We start from the raw sequence: 26,136 nt of genomic DNA, 5'->3' as shown, positions 1-26,136 counted from the left end.
TCGGCCCTCACCCTGCGCTGCACCTCCGTCTCAGCCGACCGACACGACGGGCGGGCCCGCCTGGCCGTCGTTCTCGGGCGCCGGCATCGTCTCCGCGATCCGCATCGCCTCGTCGATCAAGGTCTCGACGATCATCGCCTCGGGGACCGTCTTGACGACCTCGCCCTTGACGAAGATCTGCCCCTTGCCGTTGCCCGACGCGACCCCGAGGTCCGCCTCGCGCGCCTCGCCGGGACCGTTCACGACGCAGCCCATCACGGCCACCCGCAGCGGGACCGTCAGCCCCTCCAGGCCGGCCGTCACCTTCTCCGCCAGCGTGTACACGTCCACCTGGGCGCGCCCGCACGAGGGGCACGAGACGATCTCCAGCTTGCGGGGGCGCAAGTTCAGCGCCTGCAGGATCTGGGTGCCGACCTTCACCTCCTCGACCGGCGGCGCGGACAACGACACGCGGATCGTGTCGCCGATGCCCTGGCTCAGGAGGGCGCCGAACGCCGTGGCCGACTTGATCGTGCCCTGGAACGCGGGTCCGGCCTCGGTGACGCCGAGGTGCAGCGGCCAGTCGCCGCGCTGGGCGAGCAGCTCGTACGCGCGCACCATGACGACCGGGTCGTTGTGCTTCACGGAGATCTTGAAGTCGTGGAAGTCGTGCTCCTCGAAGAGGCTCGCCTCCCAGACGGCCGACTCCACGAGCGCCTCCGCCGTCGGCTTGCCGTACTTCTCCAGCAGCCGCTTGTCGAGCGACCCCGCGTTGACGCCGATGCGCAGCGAGACGCCCGCCGCCTTCGCGGCCGCGGAGATCTCCTTGACCTGGTCGTCGAACTTGCGGATGTTGCCGGGGTTGACGCGCACCGCGGCGCAGCCGGCGTCGATCGCGGCGTAGACGTACTTGGGCTGGAAGTGGATGTCCGCGATCACGGGGATCTGCGACTTCGCGGCGATGGCGGGCAGGGCCGCGGCGTCGTCGGCCGTCGGCACGGCGACGCGGACGATGTCGCACCCGGCCGCCGTGAGCTCGGCGATCTGCTGCAGGGTCGCGTTGATGTCGGTCGTGGGCGTCGTGGTCATCGACTGGACGCTGATCGGCGCGTCCCCCCCGACCGCGACCTTGCCCACCTGGATCCGGCGGGACGGGCGGCGCGGGGCCAGCGTGGGCGCGGAAGCGGGGTCACCGATCGCGGGCATGCCGAGGTTCACTGCAGTCACGGAGCCAGTATCGCGCGTCGAGCGCGGTGCCGTGCACCAGGAGCGCCCGGCGGGGCGTGATCCGCACCCGACCGGCACCGTTTCGCCACCGCACCGGGCTGCCCTACTCTTCCCGGGTGCTCGCCACCTCCAGCGACCTCGTCGTGACCGTCCTGCTGATCGCCGTCGGGCTGCTCCTGCCCGCCACCGCGGCGGTCCTGCTCACCGGGCAGCGACGGCGCCGCCGGCACGCCAGCGCGCGCCCGTTCGCGGCGGTGCTCGCCACCGCCGTCGCTCTCGGGGGCGTCGGCGCCGCCGGCGCGGTGCTGCTCGGCGTGCCGACGGCGCGGGCGACCGTGGCCGCGCTCGTCGTGGCCGGCGCCGTGCTCGCCTGGTGGCCGATCGGCCGTCAGTGGGCCGTCCGGGGGCTGGTCGCGTGGGCGCTCACCGTCACCGCGAGCGTGAGCTACCTCGTGTACGCCGCCCTGTGGACCCTCACGGCCGACCTCACCTGGGCAGGCGCGCTCATCAGCGGCGCGCTGTGGCTCGTCGAGGCGTTCGTGGTGCTCATCGGGCTCGGGCACCTGTGGGAGTTCGTCGACGTGCTCACCCGGCGCCAGTGGCCCGCGTCCGTGGACCCCCGCCAGGTCGTGGCGACCTACGAGGCCGACCCCGGCGTCGCCGGCACCCGCCCGTTCGTCAGCCTCCACGTGCCCACGCACGACGAGCCCCCGGACATGGTCATCGCGACGCTGCGCCGCCTCATGGAGCAGACCTACGACCGGTACGAGATCGTCGTCATCGACAACAACACCACCGACGAGGCGCTGTGGCGGCCCGTCGAGGAGTTCTGCGCCGGATATCAGGGCGTGACGTTCCTGCACGTGGAGAACCTCGAGGGCTTCAAGAGCGGCGCGCTCAACCTCGCGCTGCAGCACACCGACCCGCGCGCCGAGATCATCGGGATCGTCGACGCCGACTACCTGGTGGAGCCCGACTTCCTCGCCGACTGCGCCCCGCTGTTCGCCGACCCCGGCCTCAGCTTCGTGCAGACGCCGCAGGACTACCGGGACTGGGACGTCTCCGCCTACTTCCGGCGCCTGTACTACTCCTACGGCTACTTCTTCGACGTGTCCCAGGTCTCCCGCAACGAGCAGGGCGGCGCCATCTTCGGCGGGACGATGGGGCTGATCCGCCGCTCCGCCCTCGTCGGCGCCGACGGGTGGGACGAGTGGTGCATCACCGAGGACGCCGAGCTGTCGCTGCGGCTGCTGCGCGACGGCGGCCGCGGCCTGCACGTGGACCGCTCCTACGGCCGCGGCGTCATGCCGCTCACGTTCGAGGCGCTGAAGAAGCAGCGCTTCCGCTGGTGCTTCGGCGGGGTGCAGATCCTGCGCATGCACTGGCGCTCCCTGCTGCCCGGGCCCCGCGGCCCGCGGAACCGGCTGAGCCTCGCCCAGCGCTGGGCCTACCTCGTCGGCGGGCTCCAGTGGTTCGGCGACCTGGCCGGGGTCCTGTTCACCGGGTTCCTCCTGCTGGGGGCCGCGGACGCCGTCGTGGGCACGGGCATCGTCGTGCGGAGGCTGTCCGGCCTGCTCCTGCTGTGCGTGGTCGCCCTGGTGCTGCTCGGGCTCGTCCGCGCCGTCGTCCTCACCCGCCGGTCCACGGGCGCCGGGTGGCGCGACGCGATGGGGGCGTTCGGCCTCTGGCTCGCGCTCGGATGGGTGGTCGCCGGGGCGTGCGTGCGCGGGCTGTTCGCGCGCGGCGGGGCGTTCCTGCGCACGCCGAAGCAGCACGGCGAGCTGCGGACCTCGTACGCGCTGCGGGCCAACCTCACCGAGCTCGTCCTGGGGTGCCTCGCCGTCGGCGTCGGCGTCGCGGCGCTGCTGCACGGCACCGCCGCGTCCGCGGCGGTCGGGGTGCTGCTGGCCTGGCAGGGCGCCGGCTACCTGCTCGCCCCGGTCAACTCGGTGGCCGCGATCCGCAGCCACCTCCCCGCCGACCTGGCGCGGCGCCGCCGGGCCGGCCTCGCCACGGCGGGGACCGTGCGCTGGACCGGGGCCGTCCTGGTCGCGGGCGCGACCGCCGCCGTCGTGGTCTACGCCCTGTCCGGGCCCGAGCTGCCGGACCGTCCGGCCGTGACCAGCGCGATCAGCGCGGCCACGCAGGAGCCGTCCCGCGACGCCGGCGACTCGCGCGGCGACGACGCACCGCAGGACGCACCGGGCGACGGCGCCGCCACGGACGAGGGCGCCGACGTCGCGCCCGTCGACGACCCCGGCGCGGGCGCCCCGCCGACGCCAGACGACGACGGTCCGGAGCCCGGCGACGAGACCGCCACCGAGCCGGCTCCGACGACCAGCGCCACGCCCGCCCCGGACGCCACACCGGAGTCAGACCCGCGGCCCAGCCAGGCCGCCGACCCCACGGCGCGGCCCACGGACGGGCCCGAGACGAAGCCCACGGACAGGCCGACGACGAAGCCGACGACGAAGCCGACGTCCAGGCCGGCCCCGACCGAGCCGCCCGGCCAGGGCTAGAACAGCTGCACCGGGTCGACCACGTCGGCGAGCATGAGCAGCACCCCGGTGCCGAGCAGCACCACGAACATCACGTAGGCCACGGGCATCATGCGGGCCACGTCCGCCGGCGCGGGCCGCGGCAGGCCGCGCATGCGGGCCCGGGTGCGCTTGGCGCCCTCGTAGAGCGCGTTCGCCACGTGGCCGCCGTCCAGCGGCAGCAGCGGGATGAGGTTGAACACGAACAGGGCGACGTTCAGCGACGCCAGCAGGCTCAGCACCACCTGCAGCGTCCAGATCATGGGGCCGTCCGCGGCGATGACGTCCACCACGATCCGGCCGACGCCCACCGGCGACATCACGGTGTCGGCGGCCCGCGGTTCGTCGGTGAACGCCTGCACGGCGACCTCGCCGACCCGCACCGGCAGCGTGACGATCGCCGCCGCCGTCCCGGAGACCTGCGCCCAGACCTCCTGCGGCACGCTGGACAGGGGCAGCGGCTCGTAGTCGCGCGTCGGGGTCACGCCGAGGAAGCCCACGGTCTCGGTGACCGGGGCGCCGTCCGCGCCCGTGACCGGGGCGCCGTCGGCGTCGGTCACCGGCTGCTCGCGCTCGGCCGTCGTCACCGTGGTGGCGACCCGTTCGCCGTCACGCTCGACGACGACCGGCACCTGCTCGTCCGGGCTGCCGGCGATCAGCTCCTGGAGCTGCTCCCACGACGTGACGGCCGTGCCGCCCCACGACACGACCTCGTCGCCGGGCCGCAGCCCGGCCGCCGCCGCGGGGGACGGCGCGGCGTCGGGGCCGCACACCGGCTCGCCCTCGGCGCTCGTGGCCGTCGGCGTGCACTCGCTCACCGCGCCGACCGTGGTGGTGATCGTCGGCAGCCCGATCGCCACGAGCACCACGAACGTCAGGACGACCGCGATGAGCAGGTTCATCACCGGCCCGCCGAGCATGACCACGAGCTTCTTGGGCGTGGACAGGTGGTAGAAGGCGCGGTGCTCCTCGCCGTCACGGATCTCGGCGACCGACGCGTCGCGCGCGTCGGCGACCACCTGGCCGAAGAAGCCGCGGGCCGGGCGGGCGCCGGCCGGGGCGGCGGGCATCATGCCCACCATCCGCACGTAGCCGCCGAGCGGGATCGCCTTCAGCCCGTACTCGGTCTCCCCCTTGCGGCGCGACCACAGCGTGGGCCCGAAGCCCACCATGTACTCGCTGACGCGCACGCCGAACTTCTTGGCCGGGACCATGTGCCCGACCTCGTGCAGGCCGATCGAGACGAGGATGCCGACCAGCACGACGACGCCGATCACGACGGAGAGAACGTCCACGCACCCGAGCCTAGGTCACGCGCCGAGCGCTCCCGGAATCGCCGGTGAGGGGACCGTCAGGATCGCGCGAGGATCTCGTCGGCCCGGGCGCGGGCCCACGCCTCCGCGCCCTCGACCGCCGCGAGGTCGACGTCGCCGGCGGCGACGCCGTCGTGCTCGGCCAGCACCCGCTCGACGGTCTCCACGACGTCGAGGAACCCGATCCGCCCCGCGAGGAACGCGGCGACGCCCTGCTCGTTGGCCGCGTTGTAGACGGCGGGGTGGGTGGCGGACGCGGCCGCCGCGGCGCGGGCCAGCCCGACGGCGGGGAACGTCGTCTCGTCGAGCGGCTCGAACGTCCACTCCGCGGCGCGCGTCCAGTCGCAGGGCGGGGACACCGTGTCCAGGCGGTCCGGCCACGACAGCCCGAGCGCGATCGGCAACCGCATGTCCGGCGGGGAGGCCTGCGCGATGGTCGACCCGTCGTGGAACTCCACCATCGAGTGCACGACGGACTGCGGGTGCACGACCACCGTGATGTCGTCGGTGGGCACGTCGAAGAGCAGGTGCGCCTCGATGAGCTCGAGCCCCTTGTTCATCAGGGACGCCGAGTTCACGGTCACCACCGGGCCCATGGCCCACGTGGGGTGCGCGAGCGCCTGCTCCGCGGTGACGGTCTTGATCTCGTCCCGCGACCGGCCCCGGAACGGCCCGCCGGACGCCGTGAGGACCAGCCGGCGCACCTCGCTGCGACCGGGCGAGTGCGCCCCGCCGCGCAGCGCCTGGGCGATGGCGGAGTGCTCCGAGTCCACCGGCACGATCTGCCCGGGAGCCGCCGCCGCCTTGACGAGCGACCCCCCCACGACGAGCGACTCCTTGTTCGCGAGCGCGAGCGTCGAGCCGGCCTCCAGCGCGGCGAGCGTGGGGCGCAGGCCCACCGACCCCGTGATGCCGTTGAGCACCACGTCGGCGCCGCGGCCGGCGAGCTCCGTGGCCGCGTCCGGTCCGGCGAGCACCTCGACCCGGGCGGCGTCCCCGCCGAGCCGTGCGGCCAGCGCCTCGCGCAGACCGGCCGCCCGTCCGGCGTCGGCCACCGCGACGGCGTCCACGCCGAGGAGCGCGGCCTGCTCCGCGAGCAGCCCGACGTCGGAGCCGCCGGCGCTCAGCCCCGTCACGCGGAACCGGGTGGGGTGCGCCCGCACGACGTCGATCGCCTGGGTGCCGATGGAGCCGGTGGATCCGAGGAGGGTGACGCTACGGGGCTCTGGCATGGTCACCATGATGTCAGGCACGCGGGGGCGACCCCGCCGCTCGGCGGGCGGCCCGCGCGCCGGACGTCTCCGGCTGTCGGGCGGCGGCCGGACGCGACCACACCCGGGCGCCGGCAGCGAGCGCGGCCGCCGTCGCCGCGACCAGGACGGCGGCGGGCACCGGCAGCGCGACGACGCCGCCGCCCGCCACGACGAACGAGGCGAGCGCCGCCCCGAGCGCGATCCCGCCGTTGAGGACGACGGGGATCAGCGCGCCCGCCGTCGCCCGCCGCGCCGGGCCGCCGAGCCGCAGGATCAGGGTCTGTGCCAGCGGCGGCAGGGCGCCCGAGGCGACACCCCAGACGACCACGACCGCGACGCCCCACACGGGGTGCGCGGACACCGTCGCGAGCCCGGCCAGCGCGGCCGCGGTCCCCGCGGCCTTCGCGGCGAGGAAGGGCGCGGTCCGCGCGCCGAACCGCCCGGCGAGCACCACCCCCGCGGCGGAGGCGAGCCCGAAGACCAGCAGCAGCGTGCTCACGCCCCCGGGCAGGGCGGCGGCCGGGACCTCGACGATCCGGGTGATGTAGGTGTACGCGCCGTAGTGGCCGACGAGCAGCACACCGACGAGGGCGGTGACCACGATCATCGGCCACGGACCGGGCCGCGGGGCGGTCGGCGCACTCCCGGGCGCGCCGTCGTCCGGCCCGTCGACCGCCGTCGCGCCGGGTGCCGCCCGCGCGACCACGCCCCGCACGAGGAGCGCCACGACCAGCGTCAGGACCGCGAGCCCCGCGAACGCCGCACGCCAGCCGAGCACCCGCGCCACGAGGCTGGCGAGCGGGGTCCCGAGGACCATCCCGAACGTCGCCCCGCCGAGCACGACGGCGACCGACCGGGCGAGCAGACGGTCGGGGACCAGGTCGGCGACGTGCGCGTTGGCGGTGGCCCAGAGGAGCCCGACAGCGGCCGCGCCCACGAGCCTCGCCCCCACCGCGAGCCCGTAGGCCGGGGCCAGCGCCGTCACGGCGGACGACGCGGCGAGGACGGCCAGCGCGACCGCGAGCACGCCCCGCCGGTCGCGCCCGGCCGTGAGCCGCACCAGGGGGAAGCTCGCGACCACCACGACGGCGGCCCACAGGGAGACCAGCAGGCCGGTGCGCGACTCGCTCACGGCGAGCCCCACGCTCATCTGCGGCAGCACGGCCGTGGGCAGCATCTCGGCGGTGACCATGGCGAACGTGGCGCCGCCGAGCACGAGAAGGGAAGGCCACGGCAGGTCGGTCGCCGGCCGGTGCGTCACTGGTGAGGTCGTCATGTCGCCGACGCTAGAGTTTGACACTGATGTCAATGTCAAGCATGAGCCGAGTCACGACGAGGCGGTGGGAGCGATGAGGATCGGCGAGGTGGCACGACGGACCGGCGTCGCGCCACGCCTGGTGCGGTACTACGAGCAGCAGGGCCTGCTCCTCGCGGAGCGCGCGGCGAACGGCTACCGCACCTACACCGAGGACGACGTCGAACGGGTCTCACGGGTCGCGAGCATGGTGCGGGCGGGGATCCCCACGCGGCTCATCAGGGTGCTGCTCGACATGGAGGAGGCCGTCGCGCAGGAGCACCCGGCCTGCCCGCGCACCGTCGCGGAGCTGCTGGCGTCCGAGCTGGGCGGCATCGAGGACCGCATCGCGTGCCTCACGCGCAGCCGCGACACCATCCGCGAGGTCCTCGCCCGCACCGAGCACGCCGCGCTCGTGTCCGAGGCCGCCGACGGCGGAAGCTGACCGACCGCCGGCGGTGGGCGTCGACAGCGCCGCCGGACGTCACTCGACGCCGAGCAGCACCTCGGTCGCGCGGGCCAGGAAACGGTCGACCGAGGCCTCGGCGTAGGCGTCGGCGCCCTTGGCCCGCCCGAACGTCGCCGAGCGGATCTCGGCGGCCGTGAGCGGCTCCTGCCGGTCGAAGTAGGCGACCAGGCGGTCGCAGAGCGCGTCGACGTCGTCCTGGTCGTACCCCTGCTTGCCACGCTCGGCGGGGGCGAACTTCTCGCCGTCCGGCCGGCCCAGGCGCCCGTAGAGCGTGCGCGCCCGGTCGGCCAGCGCCGCCATCCACGCGTCCTGCCCGTGCACCGCGACGTACTCGGAGCGCTGGCGCGCGATGAACGCGGCCTCCAGGCGGTCCAGCGCGGCGTCGACCTCGTGCGTGTTGTACCCGCCGCGCACCAGGTCGAAGCTGGAGGCCTGGATGTCCGCGTGCGACAGCGGCTCCGGCGTCCGCCCCTCGTAGGCCTGCCGGGCGTGGTCGAAGAACTCGTCGACCTCGTCCTTGTCGTACCCGGAGCGCAGCGCGGAGACCGTGCTGAACAGGGAGCTCACTCGTCGTCCTCCTCGGCAGCCAGCTGCCCGCAGGCGCCGTCGATGTCGCTCCCGCGGGTGTCACGGATGGTGGTGGGGATGCCGTGACCGCGCAAGCGTGCCACAAACTCGTCCTCGACGGCACGTTCGCTCGCGGTCCAGATCGAGCCCGGCGTGGGGTTGAGCGGGATGGGGTTCACGTGCACCCAGCCCCGGCCGCGCGCGTTGAGCTTCTCCCCCAGCAGGTCCGCCCGCCACCCGTGGTCGTTCATGTCCTTGATGAGCGCGTACTCGATCGACACCCGGCGGCCGGTCTTCTCGAAGTAGGCGCGGGCCGCGTCCAGCGCCTCGTCCACGCTCCACCGCGTGTTGATCGGCACCAGCTCGCTGCGCAGGTCGTCGTCCGGCGCGTGCAGGCTCAGCGCGAGCGTGACGGGGATGTCCAGCTTCGTGAGCTTCTCGATCGCGGGGACCAGGCCGACCGTGGAGACCGTGATGTTGCGCGCCGACATGCCGAAGCCCTCCGGCTGCGGCGCCACCAGGGCGCGCACCGTCTCGAACACCGCCCGCGGGTTCGCCAGCGGCTCCCCCATGCCCATGAACACGAGGTTGTTCAGGCGGGTGGGGCCGCCCGGGATCTCCCCGGCCGCCAGCGCACGGAAGGCGTCCCGCACCTGCTCGAGGATCTCCGCCGTCGACAGGTTGCGCGTCAGCCCCAGCTGCCCGGTGGCGCAGAACGGGCATGCCATGCCGCAGCCCGCCTGCGAGGACACGCACAGCGTGGTGCGCTGCGGGTAGCGCATCAGGACCGACTCGACCTTGGCGTCGTCGAAGAGGTGCCACAGCGTCTTCACCGTGGTGCCGCCGTCGGCCTCCAGGCGCCGGCTGGGGCGGATCAGCGGCGGGAACATCGTGGCCGCCATCGACTCGCGGGTCGCGGCCGGCAGGTCCGTCATCTGCTCCGGGTCGGAGGTGAAGTGGGTGAAGTAGTGCGTGGCGAGCTGCTTGGCCCGGAACGGCTTCTCCCCCAGCTCCTCGAACCACGCCCTGCGCTCGGCGGGCGTGAGGTCGGCGAAGTGCTTCGGCGGCTTGCCCCGGCGGCGCGGAGCCATCTGCAGCGGCATCGGCCTGGTCTCGTCCGACGGGCGGACGACCGGGACGCCGAGGTCCGTGGGCGTCGCGGTGGCGGGGTGGGTGCGAGCAGGCATGAGGTTCCTTGTCGATGGCCGGTCGATGGCCGGTCGATGGCCGGCCGGTGTGCGTCGGTGGGCCCGGGTCGCGGCCGGTCAGCCAGCCGTCGTCGCCACCGCGAACGCGAGGTACACGAACGGCGCGGTGACGACCATGGAGTCGAGGCGGTCCAGCACGCCCCCGTGGCCCGGGAGCAGCGAACCCATGTCCTTCAATTCTAGGTCCCGCTTGACGAGCGACTCGGCAAGGTCGCCTACGGTCGCGGTGACGGCGGTGAGCACGCCCAGCGCGAGGCCGAGAAGAGGGCTCGCGTCCAGCACCAGGACGGCGCCGGCGACCCCCACCGCGGATGTCAGCACGAGCGAGCCGACCAGGCCCTCCCACGTCTTCTTGGGGCTCACGCTCGGCGCCAGCGGGTGGCGGCCCAGGGTCACCCCCGCGATGTACCCGCCGGTGTCGTTCGCGACGGCCAGCAGGATGAACAGCGCCACCCGCAGCTCTCCGCGCGGCTCGGCGAGGATGAGCAGCACGAACCCGGCGAGGAACGGGACGTAGGTCGCGGCGAACACCGCGGCCGCGGCGTCCCGCAGCGCCTGAGGGCCCGGCCCGTCCAGCACCCGCCACACGACGACGGCCGCCACCGTGAGGACGAACGCGACGAGGAGCGCCTCCGGCCCGGCGGCGTACGCCGACACCAGCATCCCCGCTCCGCCCACCAGCAGCGGAAGGAGCGGGATGCGGATGTCCCGGCGCGCGAACGCCTCGCGCAGCTCCCACAGGGCCGCCCCGACGGCGACGACCGCGAGGAGGACGAACGGCTCGGGGCGGAACCACAGCGACGCCGCCACGGCGGCGAGCAGCAGCACCCCGACGGTGACCGCCGCGGGCAGGTTGCGTCCGCCCCGGCGCCGCGGCCCGGACGACCTGTCGGGGGCGCCGTCCGGCAGGTCGTCGAACGGACCCGTGCCCCCGGCCGGGTCGAGCGGTCGGTCCACCATCAGACCTCGAGCAGCTCGCTCTCCTTGCCGGCGAGCAGGTGGTCGACGACCTCGACGTGCTTCTTGGTCAGGCCCTCCAGCTCCTTCTCCGCACGCCCGACCTCGTCCTCGCCGGCCTCGCCCTCCTTGACGATCCGGTCCAGCTCCTCCTTGGCCTTGCGGCGGACGTTGCGCAGCGACACGCGCGCCTCCTCCGCCTTGGCCTTCGCCAGCTTGACGTAGTCGCGGCGACGCTCCTCGGTCAGCGCCGGCATGACCACGCGGATCGCGTTGCCGTCGTTCGAGGGGTTCACGCCGAGGTCGGACTCCCGCAGCGCCTTCTCGATCGACGTCATCGAGCTCTTGTCGAACGGGGAGATGAGCACCGTGCGCGCGTCGGGGACGTTGAACGACGCCAGCTGCTGCAGCGGCGTCGGCGCACCGTAGTAGTCCACCGTGATCTTGGAGAACATGCCGGAGCTCGCCCGACCGGTGCGGATCCCCGCGAACTCCTCCTTGGCGACCTCGATCGCCCTGTCCATCTTCTCCTCGGCCTCGAGGAGGGTCTCGTCGATCACCCGGGTGCTCCTTCGTCTGGTAGTGGCCTGGTGGTGCTGGCGCGGCGCGCTGCCGCGGGATGCTGCTCGGTGGTGGCGTGCCGGGGGGTCAGCGGGTCGTGACCAGTGTGCCAATCTTCTCGCCCAGCAGGGCGCGGGTCACGTTACCCTCCTCCTCCAGGCCGAACACGCGCATGCGCACGTCGTTGTCCCGGCAGAGCGACAGGGCCGTGGCGTCCATCACGTTGAGGCCGCGCACGAGGGCGTCGGTGTACGTCAGGTGCTCGAGGCGCTCGGCGTCCGGGTCGGTGCGGGGGTCGGCGGTGTAGACGGCGTCCACCCCGTTCTTGCCCATGAGCACCTCGTCGCAGTGCGTCTCCAGCGCCCGCTGCACCGACACCGTGTCGGTGGAGAAGTACGGCATGCCGGCGCCGGCGCCGAAGATGACCACGCGCCCCTTCTCCAGGTGCCGGATGGCGCGCAGGGGGATGTAGGGCTCGGCGACCTGGCCCATCGTGATGGCGGTCTGCACCCGGGTCTTCACGCCGTCCTGCTCGAGGAAGTCCTGCAGGGCGAGGCAGTTCATGACGGTGCCGAGCATGCCCATGTAGTCGGCGCGCGCGCGGTCCAGGCCGGCGCGGGACAGCTCCGCGCCGCGGAAGAAGTTGCCGCCGCCCGAGACGACGGCGACCTGCACCCCCTGGCGCACGGCCTCGCCGATCTCCTGCGCGACGCGGCGCACGACGTCCGTGGCCAGGCCGACGCTGCCGCCGCCGAAGGTCTCCCCGGAGAGCTTGAGGAGCACCCGCCGGGAGTCCGTGGGGATCTCGTGCGGACCGTCGGGGAGCTGCTCGGTCGGGTTCGTCTCGATCACGTACGCCACCATCCGTCTCGGTTCTGCTGGGTGTCGGGCCGACGTGCCGCCGCGCGCGCCGGGCCGAGGTCTCTGGCGCATCCTGGCACCGGACGGCCCTGCCCGCCGCACGGGCGGCGTGTCGGCGGCAGCGGGTATGCGAGGGCCCGGCCGCACCGCGTGGTGGTGCGGCCGGGCCCGTGCGCTGCTGGTCGCGTCAGCTGCCGACGCGGAAGCGGACGAAGCCCTGCAGGTTCCCGCCCGTCGCGGCGACGTGCTTGCCGACCGTCGTCTTCGTGTCCTTGGCCAGCGGCTGGTCCACGAGCACGGCCTCCTTGAAGAAGCCGTTGAGGCGCCCCTCGACGATCTTCGGCAGCGCGGCCTCCGGCTTGCCCTCGGCGATGGAGACCTCGCGGGCGATCTCGCGCTCCTTCTCGACCGTCTCGGCCGGGACGTCGTCGCGGGTGAGGAACCGCGGCGCGAGGGCGGCGACGTGCTGCGCCACGTCCTTGGCCACGGGCTCGGCGGCCTCGTCCGTCACGACGAGCACGCCGATCGACGGCGGCAGGTCCTTGGCCGTCTTGTGCAGGTACGCCGTGACCTTCGGGCCCTCGACGCGCGCGACCCGGCGCAGGACGACCTTCTCGCCCATCGTGGCGCCGCGCGCCGCGATGAGCTCGGCGACGGTGCCGTCGGCGGTCGGGGCGGCGAGAGCGGCCTCGACGTCGGCGGCGCCGGCGGCCGCGACGGCCTCGAGGACCGTGTTCGCCAGCTCGATGAAGTTCTCGTTCTTGACGACGAAGTCCGTCTCGGCGTTCAGCTCGACCATCGTCGCCACCTGACCGGCGTCGGCGTCGGCGATCTTCACCGCGACCAGGCCCTCGGAGGCCGTGTTGCCCTCGCGCTTGGCCGCGCGGGCCAGGCCCTTCTTGCGAATGATCTCGATGGCCTGCTCCGCGTTGCCGTCGGCCTCGTCGAGGGCCTTCTTGACGTCGAGCATGCCGGCGCCGGTGCGCTCGCGCAGCGCCTTGATGTCAGCGGCGGTGTAGTTCGCCATGGGGGTGTCGTCCTCCGTGCTGGTGTCGGTGTGCGGTGACCGGCGGGCCGGGGCGCCCAGCGCCCCGGCCCGCCGCCGATCACTCGGACTTCTCGGTCTTGGCCTCGGCCTCGGGCTCGGCCACGGCGGCGGCCTCGGCGGCCGGGGCGGCGTCGGCACCCGGCGCGACCGCGCCCTCGGCGCCCGAGGCGCCCTCGGCCTTGTCGGCCTCGGCACCGGCGAGCAGCTCACGCTCCCACTCGGCCAGCGGCTCGGCCTCGGCCTGCTCCGCCTCGCCCTTCTTGCCGGAGTGGCGCTGCAGGAGGCCCTCGGCGGCGGCGTCGGCGATCACGCGGGTGAGCAGCGTGACGGAGCGGATCGCGTCGTCGTTGCCCGGGATCGCGTAGTCGACCAGGTCGGGGTCGCAGTTGGTGTCGAGGATCGCGACGACCGGGATGCCCAGCTTGCGGGCCTCGTCGACGGCGAGGTGCTCCTTGTTCGTGTCCACGACCCAGATCGCCGACGGCGTCTTGGCCATGTCACGGATGCCGCCCAGCGTGCGCGAGAGCTTGTCCTTCTCGCGACGCAGGACGAGGAGCTCCTTCTTCGTCAGGCCGGAGCCGGCGACGTCGTCGAAGTCGATCTCCTCGAGCTCCTTGAGGCGCTGGAGCCGCTTGTGCACGGTGGTGAAGTTGGTGAGCATGCCGCCCAGCCAACGGTGGTTCACGTACGGCATGCCGACGCGGGAGGCCTGCTCCGCCACGGGCTCCTGCGCCTGCTTCTTGGTGCCGACGAACAGGATGGTGCCGCCGTGGGCGACGGTCTGGCTGACGAACTCGTAGGCGCGGTCGATGTAGGACAGCGACTGCTGGAGGTCGACGATGTAGATGCCGTTGCGCTCCGTGAAGATGAACCGCTTCATCTTCGGGTTCCAACGGCGGGTCTGGTGTCCGAAGTGGACACCGCTCTCGAGGAGCTGGCGCATGGTCACGACGGCCATGACTCGTCCTTTCGCCGCACGCACCGGGATCCTCCCGGGTGCGCACGCGTCGGGCGACCGGTCCCGCCGAGGTTCGGCGGCGCCCGGTCGCGGGTGCTTCGGTTGTCGGCGCAGGGCATCGGGCCCGGCACCCCTGGCGTCACGCCGGGTCGGCACCGCACCCGACCGTCAGACCGGGCACGGACCGCTGCCGACGCGGCCGCTCCCCACGACCGATGAGGACACCGGGAGCGGGTCGCGTGCGTGACGCGCGATGTCGATCGGACGACGGACGGCCGCGTACCGCTCGGGACCGAGGGGACGCGGACCGGCCACAGCCGATCGCGTCGGACAGTCTACCCGACGCCGGATCGCCCCGACGGCGCTCCCGCCCGGGCCGCAGAGGTGCCGTCGCTCACGTCCCGGGCCGCTCCGAGCCTGCCCCCGCCGCGGTGGACGAGCCGCCGGTCCACACGTCGCCCCGGCCTCTCCGCGGGCGGTGTCTCCGGCCGCGACCGTGCAGGGATGAGCGTCGCACGCCACCCCCGAGACCCCGCCCGTACCCTCCGCCGGCCCGGTCCAGGAGCCCGGCGGGCGGGCGCGGCATGGGCGCTGCTGCTCGCCGTCGTCGTGGCGGCGCCCGCCGCCGACGCGGAGGCCGCCCGACGTCCCGTGCTCTCCGCGTCGGCCTCCGTCGCGCCGCACCAGGCCCCCGCACCCGTCGCCGCGCCGGTCGCGCCGGCCGCGACGTCACCCGTGGACGCCGAGACGCCGTGGGTGCGCCCGGTGCCCGGGCCGCTCCTGCGCCCCTTCGATCCGCCCGTCCGGCGGTGGTCGGCCGGGCACCGCGGCGTCGACCTGGCGGCACCCGGGAGCACGACCGTCCGCGCGCCCGCCCCCGGCACGGTCGTGTTCGCGGGCGCGGTGGCGGGCAAGCCGGTGGTGGTCGTCGCCCATCCCGGCGGGCTGCGCTCCACGTTCGAGCCCGCCGCGGCGACGGTTCCCGTCGGGACGCGCGTCGGCTCGGGGGACGCCGTCGCACGGCGCGCGGCCGGCGGCGACGGGGTCGGAGCGGGTGCGGGGCACTGCGGCACGCGGCGCTGCCTCCACTGGGGCGTGCTGCGCGGCGACGCGTACCTCGACCCGATGGCCTTCCTCGGCGAGGACGCTCCGATCGTGCTGCTGCCGGTGCGGCCCACCTCCTGAGACCCGCAGCCGGACGGGGCGCGACCTCCTAGGCCCGAGGGAACGCCTGGACGAACACGGACCGCAGCCGCTCGTCGTCGACGTGGGTGTACCGCTGGGTGGTGCCGAGGTCGGAGTGCCCGAGCACCTCCTGCACCGACCGCAGGTCCGACCCGCCCTGCAGCAGGTGGGTCGCCGCGGAGTGCCGCAGCGCGTGCGGCGCCACGTCGTCCACGCCGGCGCGGGCCGCGAGGCGGTGGACCTCCTCGCGGACCTGCCGCTGACCCCACCGGCCGCCCCGGTCGCCCAGCAGCAGCGCGGCGCCGCTCGTGGCGCCCACCAGCGCAGGCCTCCCCTCGTCGAGCCACGCGGCCACGGCACGCTCGGCGGGGACGCCGAACGGGACCACCCGCTCCTTGCCTCCCTTGCCCATGACGCGCACGAGCCGCTCGGAGCGGCGGACGTCGTCGACGTCGAGCAGCGCGAGCTCCCCCACCCGGATACCGGTGCCGTAGAGCAGCTCGGCGGCCGCCCAGGCGCGCAGCGCCGGCGCCCGCCCGTCGCCCGAGGCTCCTGCCGCGTCGTCGCGCGCGGTGTCCAGGAGGAGCGCGGCCGCGTCCGCCGTGAGCACGGTCGGCAGCGTGCGCGACAGCTTGGGGCTCGCGAGCCGTGCCGACGGGTCTGTGGGCACGAGCCCCGTGCGGTGCGCCCAGCGCAGGAAGGCCCGCGCCGACGCGCCGCGCCGCGCGACCGTGGACCGCGCGAGGCCGCGGTCGGCCTGCGCGGCGAGCCAGCCGCGCAGCACTCCGACGTCGATCGCGGGCAGCGACCCCGCCCCGTGGCGCACCGCATAGCGCAGCAGCGACGTCACGTCCGCCCGGTAGGCGCGGCGGGTGTGCGTCGAGTGCCCGCGCTGGACCGCGAGGTGCTCGGTGAAGCGGTCGAGCGCGGCGGCGAGCGCCGACGGCAATGGTGGGAGGTCGGCGTCGGGGCGGCCAGCGGCACGTGCCATACCGGCAGTGTGGCGCGCCGGACGCCGGCGGGGCCCGAGGCGCGGCGGCGTGGCGCCCGGCCCGCCCACGCGGCGCCGGCCGCGTCTCCTGCCCCCTCCCCGCCCTCCGGCCCCGCTCGCGGCGGTGGGCGCGGTGGCTCAGACCGCCGAACGGCGTCGGCGGCCGTCACGGGCCCGGCGGCGTCGCCCGGCGCCAGCGTCCGCCGTCCTGCCGCGCCAACCCGTGCTGCTCGAGCGCCCCGAGCCCCGCGAGCGTCTCGTGCACCGACCTGCCCGCCGTCCGGGCCACCGACTCCAGCGGCGCGGACGCGCACGCGGGCAGGGCTTCCCAGGCCAGGCGCGCGGGCTCGCCGAGCGCGGCGGCCCGGTCGACGGGACCGCGGCCCTCCGCGTCTCGTCCGGTCGGCGGTTCGTCGAGCAGCTCCCCGGGACGGGCCGCCAGCTCCGCGACCTCCGCGGCGTCCGTCACGCACACCGCGGCGCCGTCGCGCAGCAGGACGTGGCAGCCGGTCGACGTCGCGGCGGTCACGGGGCCGGGGACCGCCCCGAGGGGCCTCAGCAGGTCGGCGGCACGGCGCGCGGTCGACAGCGCCCCCGAGCGCCAGGCCGCCTCGACCACGACCGTCGCCTGCGACATCGCCGCGATGAGCCGGTTGCGGGCCAGGAACCGCTGCCGGAACGGGGCCGAGCCGGGCGGCACCTCGCTGACGAGCGCACCGCCGGCCCGCTCCACGCGGCGCAGCAGCGCGTGGTTCCCCCGCGGGTAGAGCCGGTCCACACCGCCGGCGAGCACGGCGACGGTCGGCCCGTCGGCGGCGAGCGCCCCGCGGTGCGCGGCCGCGTCGATGCCGTAGGCGCCGCCCGAGACCACGGTCGTGCCGCGCTCGGCCAGCCCGGCGCCGATCTGCGCGGCCACGTGCTCCCCGTACCCGCTGGCCGCGCGGGCGCCCACCACGGCCACCGACCGCCGGGCGAGGGCGGCGACGTCGCCCTGCCCGAGCACCCAGAGGGCGAACGGCGCCTCGGCCCCGAGGTCGGCCAGGCCCGGCGGCCAGCCGGGGTCGCCCGGGACCACGAGGGTCCCGGCGTGCCGCTCCAGGACCCGCAGCTCCCGGCGCGGGTCGAGGTGCTCGAGCCGCGGCGCCCACCGGGCGACCGCGTCGACGAGCCGGCCGGCCGCGACGCTGGTGCCGAGGCCGGTGAGCGCCCCGCGGCTCAGGGTCCGCCCGGGGTCGCGCACGGCGTCGACGAGCCAGCCGAGCGCGCCCGCCGCACCCAGCTGCGCCACGAGCGCGCCCGCGACCGGGTCGCCCGGTTCGGCCACGCGGCTCCACGCGGCCGCCGCGACCCGCGGGTCCGTGACGTCGAACGGCAGCGCGACGGGGGTCGCCGGGAGACGGGGCTCAGGCATGGCTCCCCCTCGTGCGCAGCGTGACGGCCACGGCGACGTCCTCCGCGCCGGGCACGGTCCGGCCCGCGAGGTCCGCGAGCGTCCAGGCGGTGCGCAGCACGCGGTCCGCGCCGCGCAGGGTGATCGCCCCCCGGTCGATCATCCGCTCCACCGGGGCGAGCACCCCGCTGCCGGGGCCCAGGCGCTCGCGCAGCCACGTGCCGGGCACCTCGGCGTTCGTCGACCACGGCGTGCCCGACATCCGCTCCCGGGCCGCGGCCCTGGCGGCGGCGACCCGGGCCGCGACGTCCCGTGTCGGCTCCGCGGCGCCCGCGGCACGCCGTTCGGCGCGGGTCGCGGGCAGCGCCTCGACCTGCAGGTCCACCCGGTCCAGGAGCGGGCCGGACAGGCGCCCGAAGTAGCGCCGCTTCGCCGTCGGCGTGCAGGTGCAGTCGAGGCCCTTGTTCACCGAGGCGAGGCCGCACGGGCACGGGTTGGCGGTGAGCACGAGCTGGAACCTCGCGGGGTAGCGCGCCGCGCCGCCGGCGCGGTGCAGCATCAGCTCGCCAGACTCGAGCGGCTGGCGCAGCGTCTCGAGCACCCGCGGTGGGAACTCGGGGGCCTCGTCCAGCAGGAGCACGCCTCGGTGCGCCCGGGACACGGCGCCGGGGCGTGCCACGGTGCTGCCTCCGCCGACGATCGCCGCGGGCGTGGCCGTGTGGTGCGGGTCCTCGAAGGGCGGGCGCGTGATCAGCCCGTCGCCGGGGTCGAAGGTGCCCGCCACGGAGTGCACCGCCGTGACCTCGACAGCCTCGGCGGTCGTCAGGTCCGGCAGGATGCCGGGCAGGCGCGAGGCGAGCATCGTCTTGCCCGCGCCCGGCGGCCCGACGAGCAGCAGGTGGTGTCCTCCCGCCGCCGCCACCTCGAGCGCCGCACGCGCCTGGGCCTGCCCCACGACGTCGGCCAGGTCGCCCGCCGGGCGCCGCGCGGCACCCTGGCGGACGGCCCGGACCGGGTCGAGCTCCGGCACCCGGCCCGCGTCCCCGCCGTGCAGCCGCACGACCTCGGCGAGGCTCGCCGCGCCGTGCACCCGGGCCCCGGGGACCAGGGCGGCCTCCGCGGCGTCCCCGCGGGCGACCACCACGTCGGTGTAGCCGGCGTCGACCGCCGCCGCGACCGCCGGCAGGACCCCGCGGACCGGCTGAAGCCTGCCGTCGAGGCCGAGCTCGCCGAGGTGGACCACGCGGTCCAGCCCGGCCGCCGGCACGGTGCCGTCCCCGGCGAGCACCGCGACGGCCACCGCGAGGTCGAACGCCGAGCCGTGCTTGCGCAGGGACGCCGGCGAGAGGTTCACGGTGATCTTGCGCTGCGGCCAGCGCACGCCCGTGGAGCGCACGGCGGCGCTCACCCGGTCGCGGGACTCGTGCAGCGCGGCGTCCGGCAGGCCCACGAGCGTGAACCCGGGCACCGAGGCGGCGAGCTGCGCCTGCACCTCCACGACGTGCCCCGCCAGGCCCGTCAGGGCCACGGAGGCCGTGGTCCCGAGCCCCATCAGAGCACCCCGACCAGGTGCTCGACCTCGGCAGCACCGGCCCGCGGCACGACCACCGCCACGACGTCCACGCGGACCTCCGCGAACCGTCGCCCGCCGGCCACCCGCGCCCGTGCGGCGAGCCACTGCCCGGCCAGCCTACGGATCCGTTCCAGCTTGGCCGGGGTCACGGCCTCGGCCGGGTGACCGAACGCCGTCCCGCGCCGCGTCTTGACCTCCACGACGACGAGCACGTCGCCGTCGCGTGCCAGCAGGTCGAGCTCGCCGCCCTGACCGCGCCAGTTGCGGTCGAGCAGCTCCATGCCTCGCTGGGCCAGGTGGCGTGCCGCCACCCGCTCCCCGTACCGTCCGACGGCGTCCTTCGCCCGCACCGAACCACCTCCGCGACCGAGCCTGCCGCGAGGTCGGGGGCGGCCGGCGAGGCGCGAGACCCCACGGTGGACGACGGCCCCAGGACCGTGCCTGTGCACAGGCTCCGGGGCGGACCGGGACGTCGGACGGGACGTGGCGGCACGTCACCGACGCATCAGGACCCGGCAGGTCAGAGGGCGAGCTCGGCCTTGGCCAGCTCCTCGACGTTCACGTCCTTGAACGTCACCACGCGCACCGAGCGGACGAAGCGGGTCGAGCGGTACACGTCCCACACCCACGCGTCGGTGAGGCGCAGCTCGAAGTAGACCTCGCCGGCCGCGGACCGCACCTGCAAGTCCACCTGGTTCGCCAGGTAGAAGCGGCGCTCCGTCTCCACCACGTAGGAGAAGAGGCCGACGACGTCGCGGTACTCGCGGTACAGCGCGAGCTCCATCTCGGTCTCGTAGTTCTCGAGGTCTTCGGCGCTCACCGGTCCATCATCCCATCGAGCGGCACGAGAGCCGGCTCCGTCGCCGGCACGTCGGATCCCGGGGCCGCGCCGTCGTCGACGGGGCCCTCGTCCGCCAGTGCCCGCAGGTTCCACGACCGCCGGTGCTGCGGCGTCGCGCCGTGCCGCCGCAGCGCCTCGAGGTGCGCCGGCGCCGAGTAGCCCTTGTTCTGGTCCCACGCGAACGCCGGGTACTGACGGGCGAGCCGCACCAGCAGCTCGTCGCGCTCCACCTTGGCCAGGACGCTCGCCGCGGCCACGGAGGAGCACTGCAGGTCGGCCTTGACCAGGGTGCGCACCGCCGGCTCGGACGCCTCGGGGTCCACGGACGGGTCGGCCTCGGCGGCCTCGAACAGGTCCGGCGCCGCCCCGCTGAGCCAGTCGTGCGACCCGTCCAGCAGGACCACGTCGACGTCGCCGCAGGTCCGCCGCACCTGGGCGAGCGCCCGCCGCCCCGCCAGCCGCAGCGCCGCGACGATGCCGTGGGCGTCGATCTCCGCGGGCCCGGCATGACCGACGGCCCACGCCACCGACCACCGGCGCAGCTGCGGCACGAGAGCGACGCGCGCGGCCGGGGTGAGGAGCTTCGAGTCCGTGATCCCCTGCGGCGCGGTCCGCGTCGCCGCGTCCACGACGACGACACCGACGCTCACCGGGCCGGCCAGCGCGCCCCGGCCCACCTCGTCCATCCCGGCCACCACCCGGGCACCGCCCGAGATGAGGGACCGCTCCTGGCGCAGCGTCGGGCTGCGACGCCCCTTCCGGGCGGCGCCTCGTGCCGGCCGTGCGTCCCCGTCCTGCGAGCGCTCCGCCCGCCCGGCAGCAGCGGGGCGTCGCGGGGGGATCGGTCGCCGGACGGTCTCGGGCAACGTCTCCGACGGGCTCGTCACGGCTCCGGGACCTCCTCGAAGACGTCGCCGGGGTTGCGCAGCAGCGTCAGGTCGCGCAGCGGCCACACCACCGCGAACGCGTTGCCCACGACGTTGTCGATCGGCACGAAACCGCCGCCCTGGCTCCCCTTGTTGTACCGCGAGTCCTTGGAGTTCTGCCGGTTGTCCCCCATGACGTACAGCATGCCCTCGGGCACCACCTCGTCGAACGGGTCCTGGCTGGGCACCGACCCGGGACGGATGTACGTCTCGTCGATCGGCTCCCCGTTCACGGCCACCCGGCCGTCGGTCTCGCAGCACGTCACGTGGTCCCCGGGAAGGCCGACGACCCGCTTGATGAGGTGGTCGCCCGTCTCGGCCGGCATCAGCCCGACGAACGTCAGCACGTCGGCGGCGGCGTTGCCCACCGGCCCGCGGTCCGGCGGGGTGTAGGGCGGCAGCCAGCCCCCCGGGTCGGTGAAGACCACGATGTCGCCGCGGTGCACGTCGAGCGCGTTCGGCACGAGCCTCGAGACCATCACCCGGTCACCGATCTCGAGCGTGTCCTCCATCGAGCCGCTCGGGATGTAGAACGCCTGCACCAGGAGCGTCTTGATGAGCCACGACAGCACCAGGGCGCTGACGACGATGATCGCCGTCTCGCGCAGCAGACCCAGGCCGCGGCGGCCGGCGCCGGCCGCCGCGGGCTCAGCGGCGGTCCCCCCGTCCGGGCGGTCCGCGCCGGCGGGCACGTCGTCGGGGTTCAGCGGGCGGGGCCCGTGCGCGCTCGGCCGTTCAGTCACGGGGTCAGAGTCTGCCACGTTCTCACTGTGTCACCCGGACCGGTCCGCGGCGAAACCCGAGGTCGGCCGCGAGGATCCCCCGGCCAGCACGACGCACGGGCGGCCCCTGCCGTGCAGGGACCGCCCGTGCGTGTGGTGCGAGGAGCGCCGGCCCACCGGCCGGCGCGACGTCACTTGGACGAGGTCTCGCGGCGCTCGCGGATGCGCGCCTTCTTGCCGCGCAGGTCGCGCAGGTAGTACAGCTTGGCGCGGCGCACGATGCCCCGCGACACGACCTCGATCGACTCGATCGTGGGGGCGTGCAGGGGGAACGTGCGCTCCACACCGACGCCGAAGCTGACCTTGCGGACGGTGAACGTCTCGCGGACGCCGCCGCCCTGGCGCGCGATCACGACGCCCTGGAAGGCCTGGACGCGCGAGCGGTTGCCCTCGACGACCTTGACGTTGACCTTGACGGTGTCGCCGGCGCGGAAGTCCGGGACGTCGGAACGCAGCGAGGCTGCGTCGACGGAGTCGAGCGTGTGCATCGTGTTCTCCCCACCCTGCCACAGGTCAGAGCAAGCTCGTGGCCCGCGGAGGTGCGGGTCCGGTCCTGACGGTCGAGACGGTGCGCCGACTCGTGGGGCCCGGGCACGTGGGCCGTGGTCTCCCCTGTGGCAGAGGCACGGCGGAGGACGCCCGGGCGGCGACACACCGAGGGACTATTCTGCCACAGTCCGCAACCGGCCGTCGTCCACCACCCAGCCGAGCTCCGCGAGCACGGCGAGGTCGGCCGCGTCCAGGGAGTCCACCTCGAGCACGCGCAGCATGTCGGGCCGCCGCGCGGCGGTGCGCGCGAGCGCACGGTCCCGCCGCCACCGGTCGATGCGCGCGTGGTGACCGGACAGCAGCACCTCCGGCACCTCCAGGCCCTCCCACGACGGCGGCTTGGTGTACACCGGGTACTCCAGCAGCCCCGCCGCGCCGTGGGACTCCTCCACCAGCGAGTGCGGGTTGCCCACCACGCCCGGCAGCAGCCGCCCGAACGCCTCGATCATCACGAGCGCCGCGACCTCCCCGCCGTTGAGGACGTAGTCGCCGATCGACAGCTCGCTCACCCGGTGCCCCGCGGACCGCGCGTGCTCGACGACGCGGGCGTCGATGCCCTCGTAGCGCCCGCAGGCGAGCACCACGTGCTCCTCGCGCGCGAGCGCCTCGGCGTGCCGCTGCGTGAACACCTCGCCTGCCGGGGTCGGCACCACGAGGTGCCCCGTGACGTCCGCGCCGGGCTCCGGCAGCACGTCGTCCAGCGCGCGCCCCCACACGTCGGGGCGCATGACCATGCCCGCGCCACCGCCGAACGGCGTGTCGTCGACCGTCCGGTGCCGGTCGGCGGTCCAGTCCCGCAGGTCGTGGACGCGCAGGTCGAGCAGCCCGGCACGACGCGCCTTGCCCACCAGGGACAGGTCCAGCGCGGCGAGGTAGTCGGGGAAGATCGTCACGACGTCGACGCGCACGTCACTGCCCGTCCCGGGCGCCACGCCCACCGTCGGTGTCGTCCGCCCGGTCGACGACGACGTCGGCCGCGTCCCGGGCGAGGAGCCCGCCCGGCGGCGTGAGGACCACCCGGCCGCCCGCGACGTCGACCGTCGGCACGATGGCGCGCACGAACGGCACCAGCGTGCGCACCCGCTCCCCCGCGACGTCCTCCCGCACGACCAGCGCGTCGTGCGCGGGCAAGTGCTCGAGGGCCACCACCTCGCCGACGACGGTGCCGTCCGTCAGCTCGGCGCGCAGGCCGCGCAGCTCGTGCGGGTACCACGCGTCCTCCTCGTCGGAGGAGTTCACGTCGACGACGAGCTCCGTCCCGCGCAGGGCCTCCGCCGTCGTCCGGTCGGCGACCTCCGCGAACGACACGAGCCAGCGCTCCTGGTGGACGCGGACCGCGGTCACCGTCAGCGGCCCGGCCTCGGCCGGCTCCGTCGCCAGCACCGACCCGACCGCCAGGCGCTCCTCGGGGACGTCGGTGCGCAGGTCGAGCGCGACCTCACCCCGAAGCCCGTGGGCGCGGCCGACCCGCGCGACCGTCAGCTGCATCTCGACTCCCGTCTGCCTCGCACTACCCGTTCTACCCCGCTCCTCGCCGCACCACCGCGCCGTACCACCGCGCCGCGCCACGCACCCCGCACCCGTGCGGTGCCCCGCGACGCAGCGAGGCCCGGCCCCGCGAAGGGACCGGGCCTCGTCGAAGAGCCTGCGGCGGGGTGCCCGTCGCCCGGGCGTCAGCGCCGGTCGACGTCCACGACGTCGACCCGCACCGGGCCGTCCGTCGCGAGCGCACCGACCACGGTGCGCAGCGCCTTGGCGGTCCGCCCGCCCCGGCCGATGACCCGGCCGAGGTCGTCCGGGTGCACCCGCACCTCGAGCAGGTCACCCCGGCGCTGCGTCCGCGCGGACACCCGGACGTCGTCCGGGTTGTCCACGATCCCGCGCACCAGGTGCTCGAGGGCCTCGGCGAGCATCAGGCCCCGGCCTCGTCGGCCTTCTCGGCCTCGGCCGGCTCGTCGGCCTTCTTCTCCGCGGCCTTCGCCTTGACCTTCTCCGCCTCGGCGGAGACGGCCTCGACCGCGGCGGCCGTGTCGGCAGCCGTGGCCTTGGTCTTCAGGGTGCCCTCGGCACCCTCGAGACCCTTGAACTTCTGCCAGTCACCGGTGACCTTCAGCAGCGCGGCGACCTGCTCGCTCGGCTGCGCACCGACACCGAGCCAGTACTGGGCCCGGTCGGACTTGATCTCGATGAACGACGGCTCCTCGGTCGGGTGGTACTTCCCGATCTCCTCGATGACACGACCATCGCGCTTGGAGCGCGAGTCGGCCACGACGACGCGGTAGTACGGGGCCCGGATCTTGCCGAGACGCTTCAGACGAATCTTGACGGCCACTTGGGTGGTGTCTCCTGGTTCTGGTGGGACGAGCCCGCACGTCACCGGGTGGGGTCCAGGCGACGGGAGGGTTCAGGACGCGGCCTGCGCAGGTGAGAGGGGCCTGGGCACACCGAGTACGGGCTCATTCTGCCAGATCCGCCGCCCCCGTCCAACCGTGCCCTCCCGTCGGCTGCGTCTCCGTCTCGGCCGAGCCGCAGCTCAGCCGAGGACCACCTGGCCGCGCAGCACCACGGCCAGCGGGTGCCGCAGCACCTCCACGTCCTTGCGCGGGTCCGCCGGGTAGACGACGAAGTCGGCGCTGGAGCCGTCCACCACCGTGCCGAAGCCGAGGAACTCCCGGGCGCGCCAGGTGGCCATCGCCACGACGTCGGACGGCGGGAGCCCCGCGGCGACCAGCTCCGCGCACTCGTCGGCGATCCGCCCGTGCCCGATCGTCCCGCCGGCGTCCGTGCCGACCAGGAGCCGGACACCCGCCTCGTACAGGTCCCGCACCTGCTCGTACCGCCGCGCGTACATCTCACGCATGCGCGCCGCGTAGACGGGGTACCGGGCGTCCGCCCGCTGCGCGATCGACTCGAACTGCCCCACCTGCAGCAGGGTCGGCGTCACGGGGACGCCCCGCTCCGCGACCTCGCCCATCAGCTCGCGCGGGATGCCGGTGCCGTGCTCGATGTGGTCCACGCCCGCCGCGAGCAGGTCGCCCACCACCTCGTGCGAGAACGCGTGCACCGTGACGCGCGCGGCCTCCGCGTGCGCCGCGGCCACCGCCTCGGCCAGCACGTCGTGCGGCCACAGGGGGCGGAGGTCGCCGTCCGCCCCGAGGTCGCGGTCGATCCAGTCGCCGACGAGCTTCACCCAGCCGTCCCCGGCGCGCGCCTGCGCCCGCACCTCCTCCGGGAGCCGGGCGACGTCGTCCAGCTCCAGCCCGTAGTCCCGCAGGTACCGTCTGGGGCGCGCCAGGTGGCGACCGGCCCGGACGAGCCGGGGCAGGTCCTCGCGCTCGTCCACCCACCGGGTGTCGAGCGGCGACCCGGCATCCCGGATCAGCAGCACGCCCGAGTCGCGGTCGGCGACCGCCTGCGCCTCGGCCTCGGCCGGGTCGACCGCGCCCGCGGCACCCAGCCCGACGTGGCAGTGCACGTCGACCAGGCCCGGCAGGACCCAGCCCTCCAGCTCCCGGGTGGCGCTGCCCTGCGGGGCCGGCCGGGTGAGGCTCACGCGACCGTCGCGCACCCACATCTCCCCGACCTCACGGTCGTCGCCGAGCAGGACGTGGCCGCTGACGTGCAGGGGGACGTGCGGGGCTGACATGGCTGACAGAGTACAGCTGCC

Annotated in this window: 27 protein-coding genes; 3 read left to right on the top strand and 24 right to left on the bottom strand. The window is 75.1% G+C overall.

The features are described 5' to 3' along the window. Positions 1 to 30: 30 nt before the first annotated feature. On the bottom strand, positions 31 to 1,185 hold the full coding sequence (gene ispG, locus EYB28_RS08780; protein ID WP_166852004.1) for a flavodoxin-dependent (E)-4-hydroxy-3-methylbut-2-enyl-diphosphate synthase: 1,155 nt from the start codon (positions 1,183 to 1,185) through the stop codon (positions 31 to 33). A gap of 137 nt (positions 1,186 to 1,322) precedes the next feature. Between ispG and EYB28_RS08775 the strand changes: the two genes are divergently transcribed. Beyond that, positions 1,323 to 3,725 carry a glycosyltransferase gene (locus EYB28_RS08775; protein WP_205710872.1) on the top strand — a complete coding sequence of 801 codons (2,403 nt, stop codon included), beginning with the start codon at positions 1,323 to 1,325 and terminating at the stop codon, positions 3,723 to 3,725. On the opposite strand, the gene EYB28_RS08770 is transcribed toward EYB28_RS08775, so the two are convergent. The 3 genes from EYB28_RS08770 to EYB28_RS08760 are packed head-to-tail and all read right to left on the bottom strand — an operon-like array spanning position 3,722 to position 7,585. Further along, positions 3,722 to 5,038, bottom strand: coding sequence for an RIP metalloprotease (locus EYB28_RS08770; protein WP_166846735.1), 1,317 nt, complete (start codon positions 5,036 to 5,038; stop codon positions 3,722 to 3,724). The two genes, EYB28_RS08775 and EYB28_RS08770, sit on opposite strands and share 4 nt — an antisense overlap. A 56-nt stretch (positions 5,039 to 5,094) precedes the next feature. Next, positions 5,095 to 6,288 (bottom strand): 1-deoxy-D-xylulose-5-phosphate reductoisomerase, encoded by a 1,194-nt coding sequence (gene dxr / locus EYB28_RS08765; protein WP_240930454.1) that lies wholly within the window; start codon positions 6,286 to 6,288, stop codon positions 5,095 to 5,097. Positions 6,289 to 6,301: 13 nt separating this feature from the next. Beyond that, entirely contained in the window at positions 6,302 to 7,585 is a 1,284-nt protein-coding gene (locus EYB28_RS08760; RefSeq protein WP_166846729.1) for an MFS transporter, read from the bottom strand. Positions 7,586 to 7,658: 73 nt separating this feature from the next. Between EYB28_RS08760 and EYB28_RS08755 the strand changes: the two genes are divergently transcribed. Continuing rightward, positions 7,659 to 8,048, top strand: coding sequence for a MerR family transcriptional regulator (locus EYB28_RS08755; protein ID WP_166846726.1), 390 nt, complete (start codon positions 7,659 to 7,661; stop codon positions 8,046 to 8,048). A 39-nt stretch (positions 8,049 to 8,087) separates the two neighbouring features. Here EYB28_RS08755 and EYB28_RS08750 read toward each other — a convergent pair whose 3' ends face one another. The 7 genes from EYB28_RS08750 to rpsB form a co-directional block, all read right to left on the bottom strand. Further along, on the bottom strand, positions 8,088 to 8,639 hold the full coding sequence (locus tag EYB28_RS08750) for a DivIVA domain-containing protein (RefSeq protein ID WP_166846723.1): 552 nt from the start codon (positions 8,637 to 8,639) through the stop codon (positions 8,088 to 8,090). Further along, positions 8,636 to 9,826 (bottom strand): 23S rRNA (adenine(2503)-C(2))-methyltransferase RlmN, encoded by a 1,191-nt coding sequence (rlmN, locus tag EYB28_RS08745; RefSeq protein WP_166846720.1) that lies wholly within the window; start codon positions 9,824 to 9,826, stop codon positions 8,636 to 8,638. Before rlmN ends, EYB28_RS08750 begins: the two co-directional genes overlap by 4 nt. Positions 9,827 to 9,904: 78 nt before the next feature. Beyond that, on the bottom strand, positions 9,905 to 10,807 hold the full coding sequence (locus EYB28_RS08740) for a phosphatidate cytidylyltransferase (protein WP_166846717.1): 903 nt from the start codon (positions 10,805 to 10,807) through the stop codon (positions 9,905 to 9,907). Further along, positions 10,807 to 11,364, bottom strand: a complete 558-nt coding sequence (gene frr, locus EYB28_RS08735) for a ribosome recycling factor (protein WP_166846714.1) — start codon at positions 11,362 to 11,364, stop codon at positions 10,807 to 10,809. Before frr ends, EYB28_RS08740 begins: the two co-directional genes overlap by 1 nt. A gap of 88 nt (positions 11,365 to 11,452) precedes the next feature. After that, entirely contained in the window at positions 11,453 to 12,226 is a 774-nt protein-coding gene (pyrH, locus tag EYB28_RS08730; protein ID WP_370459507.1) for a UMP kinase, read from the bottom strand. A 187-nt stretch (positions 12,227 to 12,413) separates the two neighbouring features. Further along, a complete protein-coding gene (gene tsf / locus EYB28_RS08725; protein ID WP_166846712.1) occupies positions 12,414 to 13,253 on the bottom strand; it encodes a translation elongation factor Ts in 840 nt (279 codons plus the stop codon). A 79-nt stretch (positions 13,254 to 13,332) separates the two neighbouring features. Beyond that, positions 13,333 to 14,232, bottom strand: coding sequence for a 30S ribosomal protein S2 (gene rpsB / locus EYB28_RS08720; RefSeq protein WP_166846709.1), 900 nt, complete (start codon positions 14,230 to 14,232; stop codon positions 13,333 to 13,335). A 504-nt stretch (positions 14,233 to 14,736) separates the two neighbouring features. On the opposite strand from rpsB, the gene EYB28_RS08715 reads away from it, so the two are divergent. Then, positions 14,737 to 15,417: a murein hydrolase activator EnvC gene (locus EYB28_RS08715; protein WP_166846706.1), complete on the top strand. Its 681-nt coding sequence runs from the start codon at positions 14,737 to 14,739 to the stop codon at positions 15,415 to 15,417. Positions 15,418 to 15,445: 28 nt separating this feature from the next. On the opposite strand, the gene EYB28_RS08710 is transcribed toward EYB28_RS08715, so the two are convergent. From EYB28_RS08710 to EYB28_RS08650, 13 genes are all read right to left on the bottom strand, one after another. Further along, positions 15,446 to 16,408: a tyrosine recombinase XerC gene (locus EYB28_RS08710; protein ID WP_166846703.1), complete on the bottom strand. Its 963-nt coding sequence runs from the start codon at positions 16,406 to 16,408 to the stop codon at positions 15,446 to 15,448. A 166-nt stretch (positions 16,409 to 16,574) separates the two neighbouring features. Beyond that, the gene (gene dprA, locus EYB28_RS08705; protein WP_166846700.1) at positions 16,575 to 17,819 is read right to left on the bottom strand and encodes a DNA-processing protein DprA; all 1,245 of its coding nucleotides are present in this window, start codon (positions 17,817 to 17,819) and stop codon (positions 16,575 to 16,577) included. Next, entirely contained in the window at positions 17,812 to 19,350 is a 1,539-nt protein-coding gene (locus EYB28_RS08700; protein WP_166846697.1) for a YifB family Mg chelatase-like AAA ATPase, read from the bottom strand. The genes dprA and EYB28_RS08700 overlap by 8 nt, the downstream gene beginning before the upstream one ends. Beyond that, positions 19,350 to 19,721 carry a YraN family protein gene (locus EYB28_RS08695; protein ID WP_166846694.1) on the bottom strand — a complete coding sequence of 124 codons (372 nt, stop codon included), beginning with the start codon at positions 19,719 to 19,721 and terminating at the stop codon, positions 19,350 to 19,352. Before EYB28_RS08695 ends, EYB28_RS08700 begins: the two co-directional genes overlap by 1 nt. Before the next feature lie 170 nt (positions 19,722 to 19,891). Continuing rightward, entirely contained in the window at positions 19,892 to 20,191 is a 300-nt protein-coding gene (locus EYB28_RS08690) for a DUF2469 domain-containing protein (protein WP_166846691.1), read from the bottom strand. Beyond that, positions 20,188 to 20,949 (bottom strand): ribonuclease HII, encoded by a 762-nt coding sequence (locus EYB28_RS08685; protein ID WP_240930705.1) that lies wholly within the window; start codon positions 20,947 to 20,949, stop codon positions 20,188 to 20,190. The genes EYB28_RS08690 and EYB28_RS08685 overlap by 4 nt, the downstream gene beginning before the upstream one ends. Before the next feature lie 146 nt (positions 20,950 to 21,095). After that, positions 21,096 to 21,881, bottom strand: a complete 786-nt coding sequence (gene lepB, locus EYB28_RS08680) for a signal peptidase I (protein ID WP_240930452.1) — start codon at positions 21,879 to 21,881, stop codon at positions 21,096 to 21,098. Between the two features lie 170 nt (positions 21,882 to 22,051). Continuing rightward, entirely contained in the window at positions 22,052 to 22,408 is a 357-nt protein-coding gene (gene rplS / locus EYB28_RS08675; protein WP_166846686.1) for a 50S ribosomal protein L19, read from the bottom strand. Positions 22,409 to 22,582: 174 nt separating this feature from the next. Then, the gene (gene trmD, locus EYB28_RS08670; RefSeq protein WP_205711010.1) at positions 22,583 to 23,377 is read right to left on the bottom strand and encodes a tRNA (guanosine(37)-N1)-methyltransferase TrmD; all 795 of its coding nucleotides are present in this window, start codon (positions 23,375 to 23,377) and stop codon (positions 22,583 to 22,585) included. 1 nt (position 23,378) lies between these two features. Beyond that, a complete protein-coding gene (rimM, locus tag EYB28_RS08665; RefSeq protein ID WP_166846682.1) occupies positions 23,379 to 23,957 on the bottom strand; it encodes a ribosome maturation factor RimM in 579 nt (192 codons plus the stop codon). 185 nt (positions 23,958 to 24,142) lie between these two features. After that, a complete protein-coding gene (locus EYB28_RS08660) occupies positions 24,143 to 24,382 on the bottom strand; it encodes an RNA-binding protein (RefSeq protein WP_166846680.1) in 240 nt (79 codons plus the stop codon). Beyond that, positions 24,382 to 24,801 (bottom strand): 30S ribosomal protein S16, encoded by a 420-nt coding sequence (gene rpsP, locus EYB28_RS08655; RefSeq protein ID WP_166846678.1) that lies wholly within the window; start codon positions 24,799 to 24,801, stop codon positions 24,382 to 24,384. Before rpsP ends, EYB28_RS08660 begins: the two co-directional genes overlap by 1 nt. A gap of 201 nt (positions 24,802 to 25,002) precedes the next feature. After that, complete coding sequence (locus tag EYB28_RS08650; RefSeq protein ID WP_166846676.1) at positions 25,003 to 26,115, bottom strand: amidohydrolase family protein; 1,113 nt, start codon at positions 26,113 to 26,115, stop codon at positions 25,003 to 25,005. Between the last annotated feature and the right edge of the window lie 21 nt (positions 26,116 to 26,136).

The sequence above is a fragment of the Isoptericola sp. BMS4 genome (assembly GCF_011634835.1).
Lineage (GTDB): Bacteria > Actinomycetota > Actinomycetes > Actinomycetales > Cellulomonadaceae > Isoptericola.
The sequence above is the reverse complement of the archived record's forward strand: the minus strand, read 5'-3'. Positions and strand labels throughout refer to the sequence as shown.

Coding starts and splice junctions, on each gene's coding strand:
- EYB28_RS08755 (WP_166846726.1), top strand. CDS start 7,659: ATGAGGATCGGCGAGGTGGCACGACGGACCGGCGTCGCGCCACGCCTG.
- EYB28_RS08700 (WP_166846697.1), bottom strand. CDS start 19,350: ATGGGGCTCGGGACCACGGCCTCCGTGGCCCTGACGGGCCTGGCGGGG.
- rplS (WP_166846686.1), bottom strand. CDS start 22,408: ATGCACACGCTCGACTCCGTCGACGCAGCCTCGCTGCGTTCCGACGTC.
- rlmN (WP_166846720.1), bottom strand. CDS start 9,826: ATGCCTGCTCGCACCCACCCCGCCACCGCGACGCCCACGGACCTCGGC.
- ispG (WP_166852004.1), bottom strand. CDS start 1,185: ATGCCCGCGATCGGTGACCCCGCTTCCGCGCCCACGCTGGCCCCGCGC.
- EYB28_RS08760 (WP_166846729.1), bottom strand. CDS start 7,585: ATGACGACCTCACCAGTGACGCACCGGCCGGCGACCGACCTGCCGTGG.
- dxr (WP_240930454.1), bottom strand. CDS start 6,288: ATGCCAGAGCCCCGTAGCGTCACCCTCCTCGGATCCACCGGCTCCATC.
- EYB28_RS08715 (WP_166846706.1), top strand. CDS start 14,737: ATGAGCGTCGCACGCCACCCCCGAGACCCCGCCCGTACCCTCCGCCGG.
- rpsB (WP_166846709.1), bottom strand. CDS start 14,232: ATGGCCGTCGTGACCATGCGCCAGCTCCTCGAGAGCGGTGTCCACTTC.
- tsf (WP_166846712.1), bottom strand. CDS start 13,253: ATGGCGAACTACACCGCCGCTGACATCAAGGCGCTGCGCGAGCGCACC.
- EYB28_RS08650 (WP_166846676.1), bottom strand. CDS start 26,115: ATGTCAGCCCCGCACGTCCCCCTGCACGTCAGCGGCCACGTCCTGCTC.
- EYB28_RS08660 (WP_166846680.1), bottom strand. CDS start 24,382: ATGCTCGCCGAGGCCCTCGAGCACCTGGTGCGCGGGATCGTGGACAAC.
- EYB28_RS08740 (WP_166846717.1), bottom strand. CDS start 10,807: ATGGTGGACCGACCGCTCGACCCGGCCGGGGGCACGGGTCCGTTCGAC.
- EYB28_RS08710 (WP_166846703.1), bottom strand. CDS start 16,408: ATGGCACGTGCCGCTGGCCGCCCCGACGCCGACCTCCCACCATTGCCG.
- rimM (WP_166846682.1), bottom strand. CDS start 23,957: ATGCAGCTGACGGTCGCGCGGGTCGGCCGCGCCCACGGGCTTCGGGGT.
- dprA (WP_166846700.1), bottom strand. CDS start 17,819: ATGCCTGAGCCCCGTCTCCCGGCGACCCCCGTCGCGCTGCCGTTCGAC.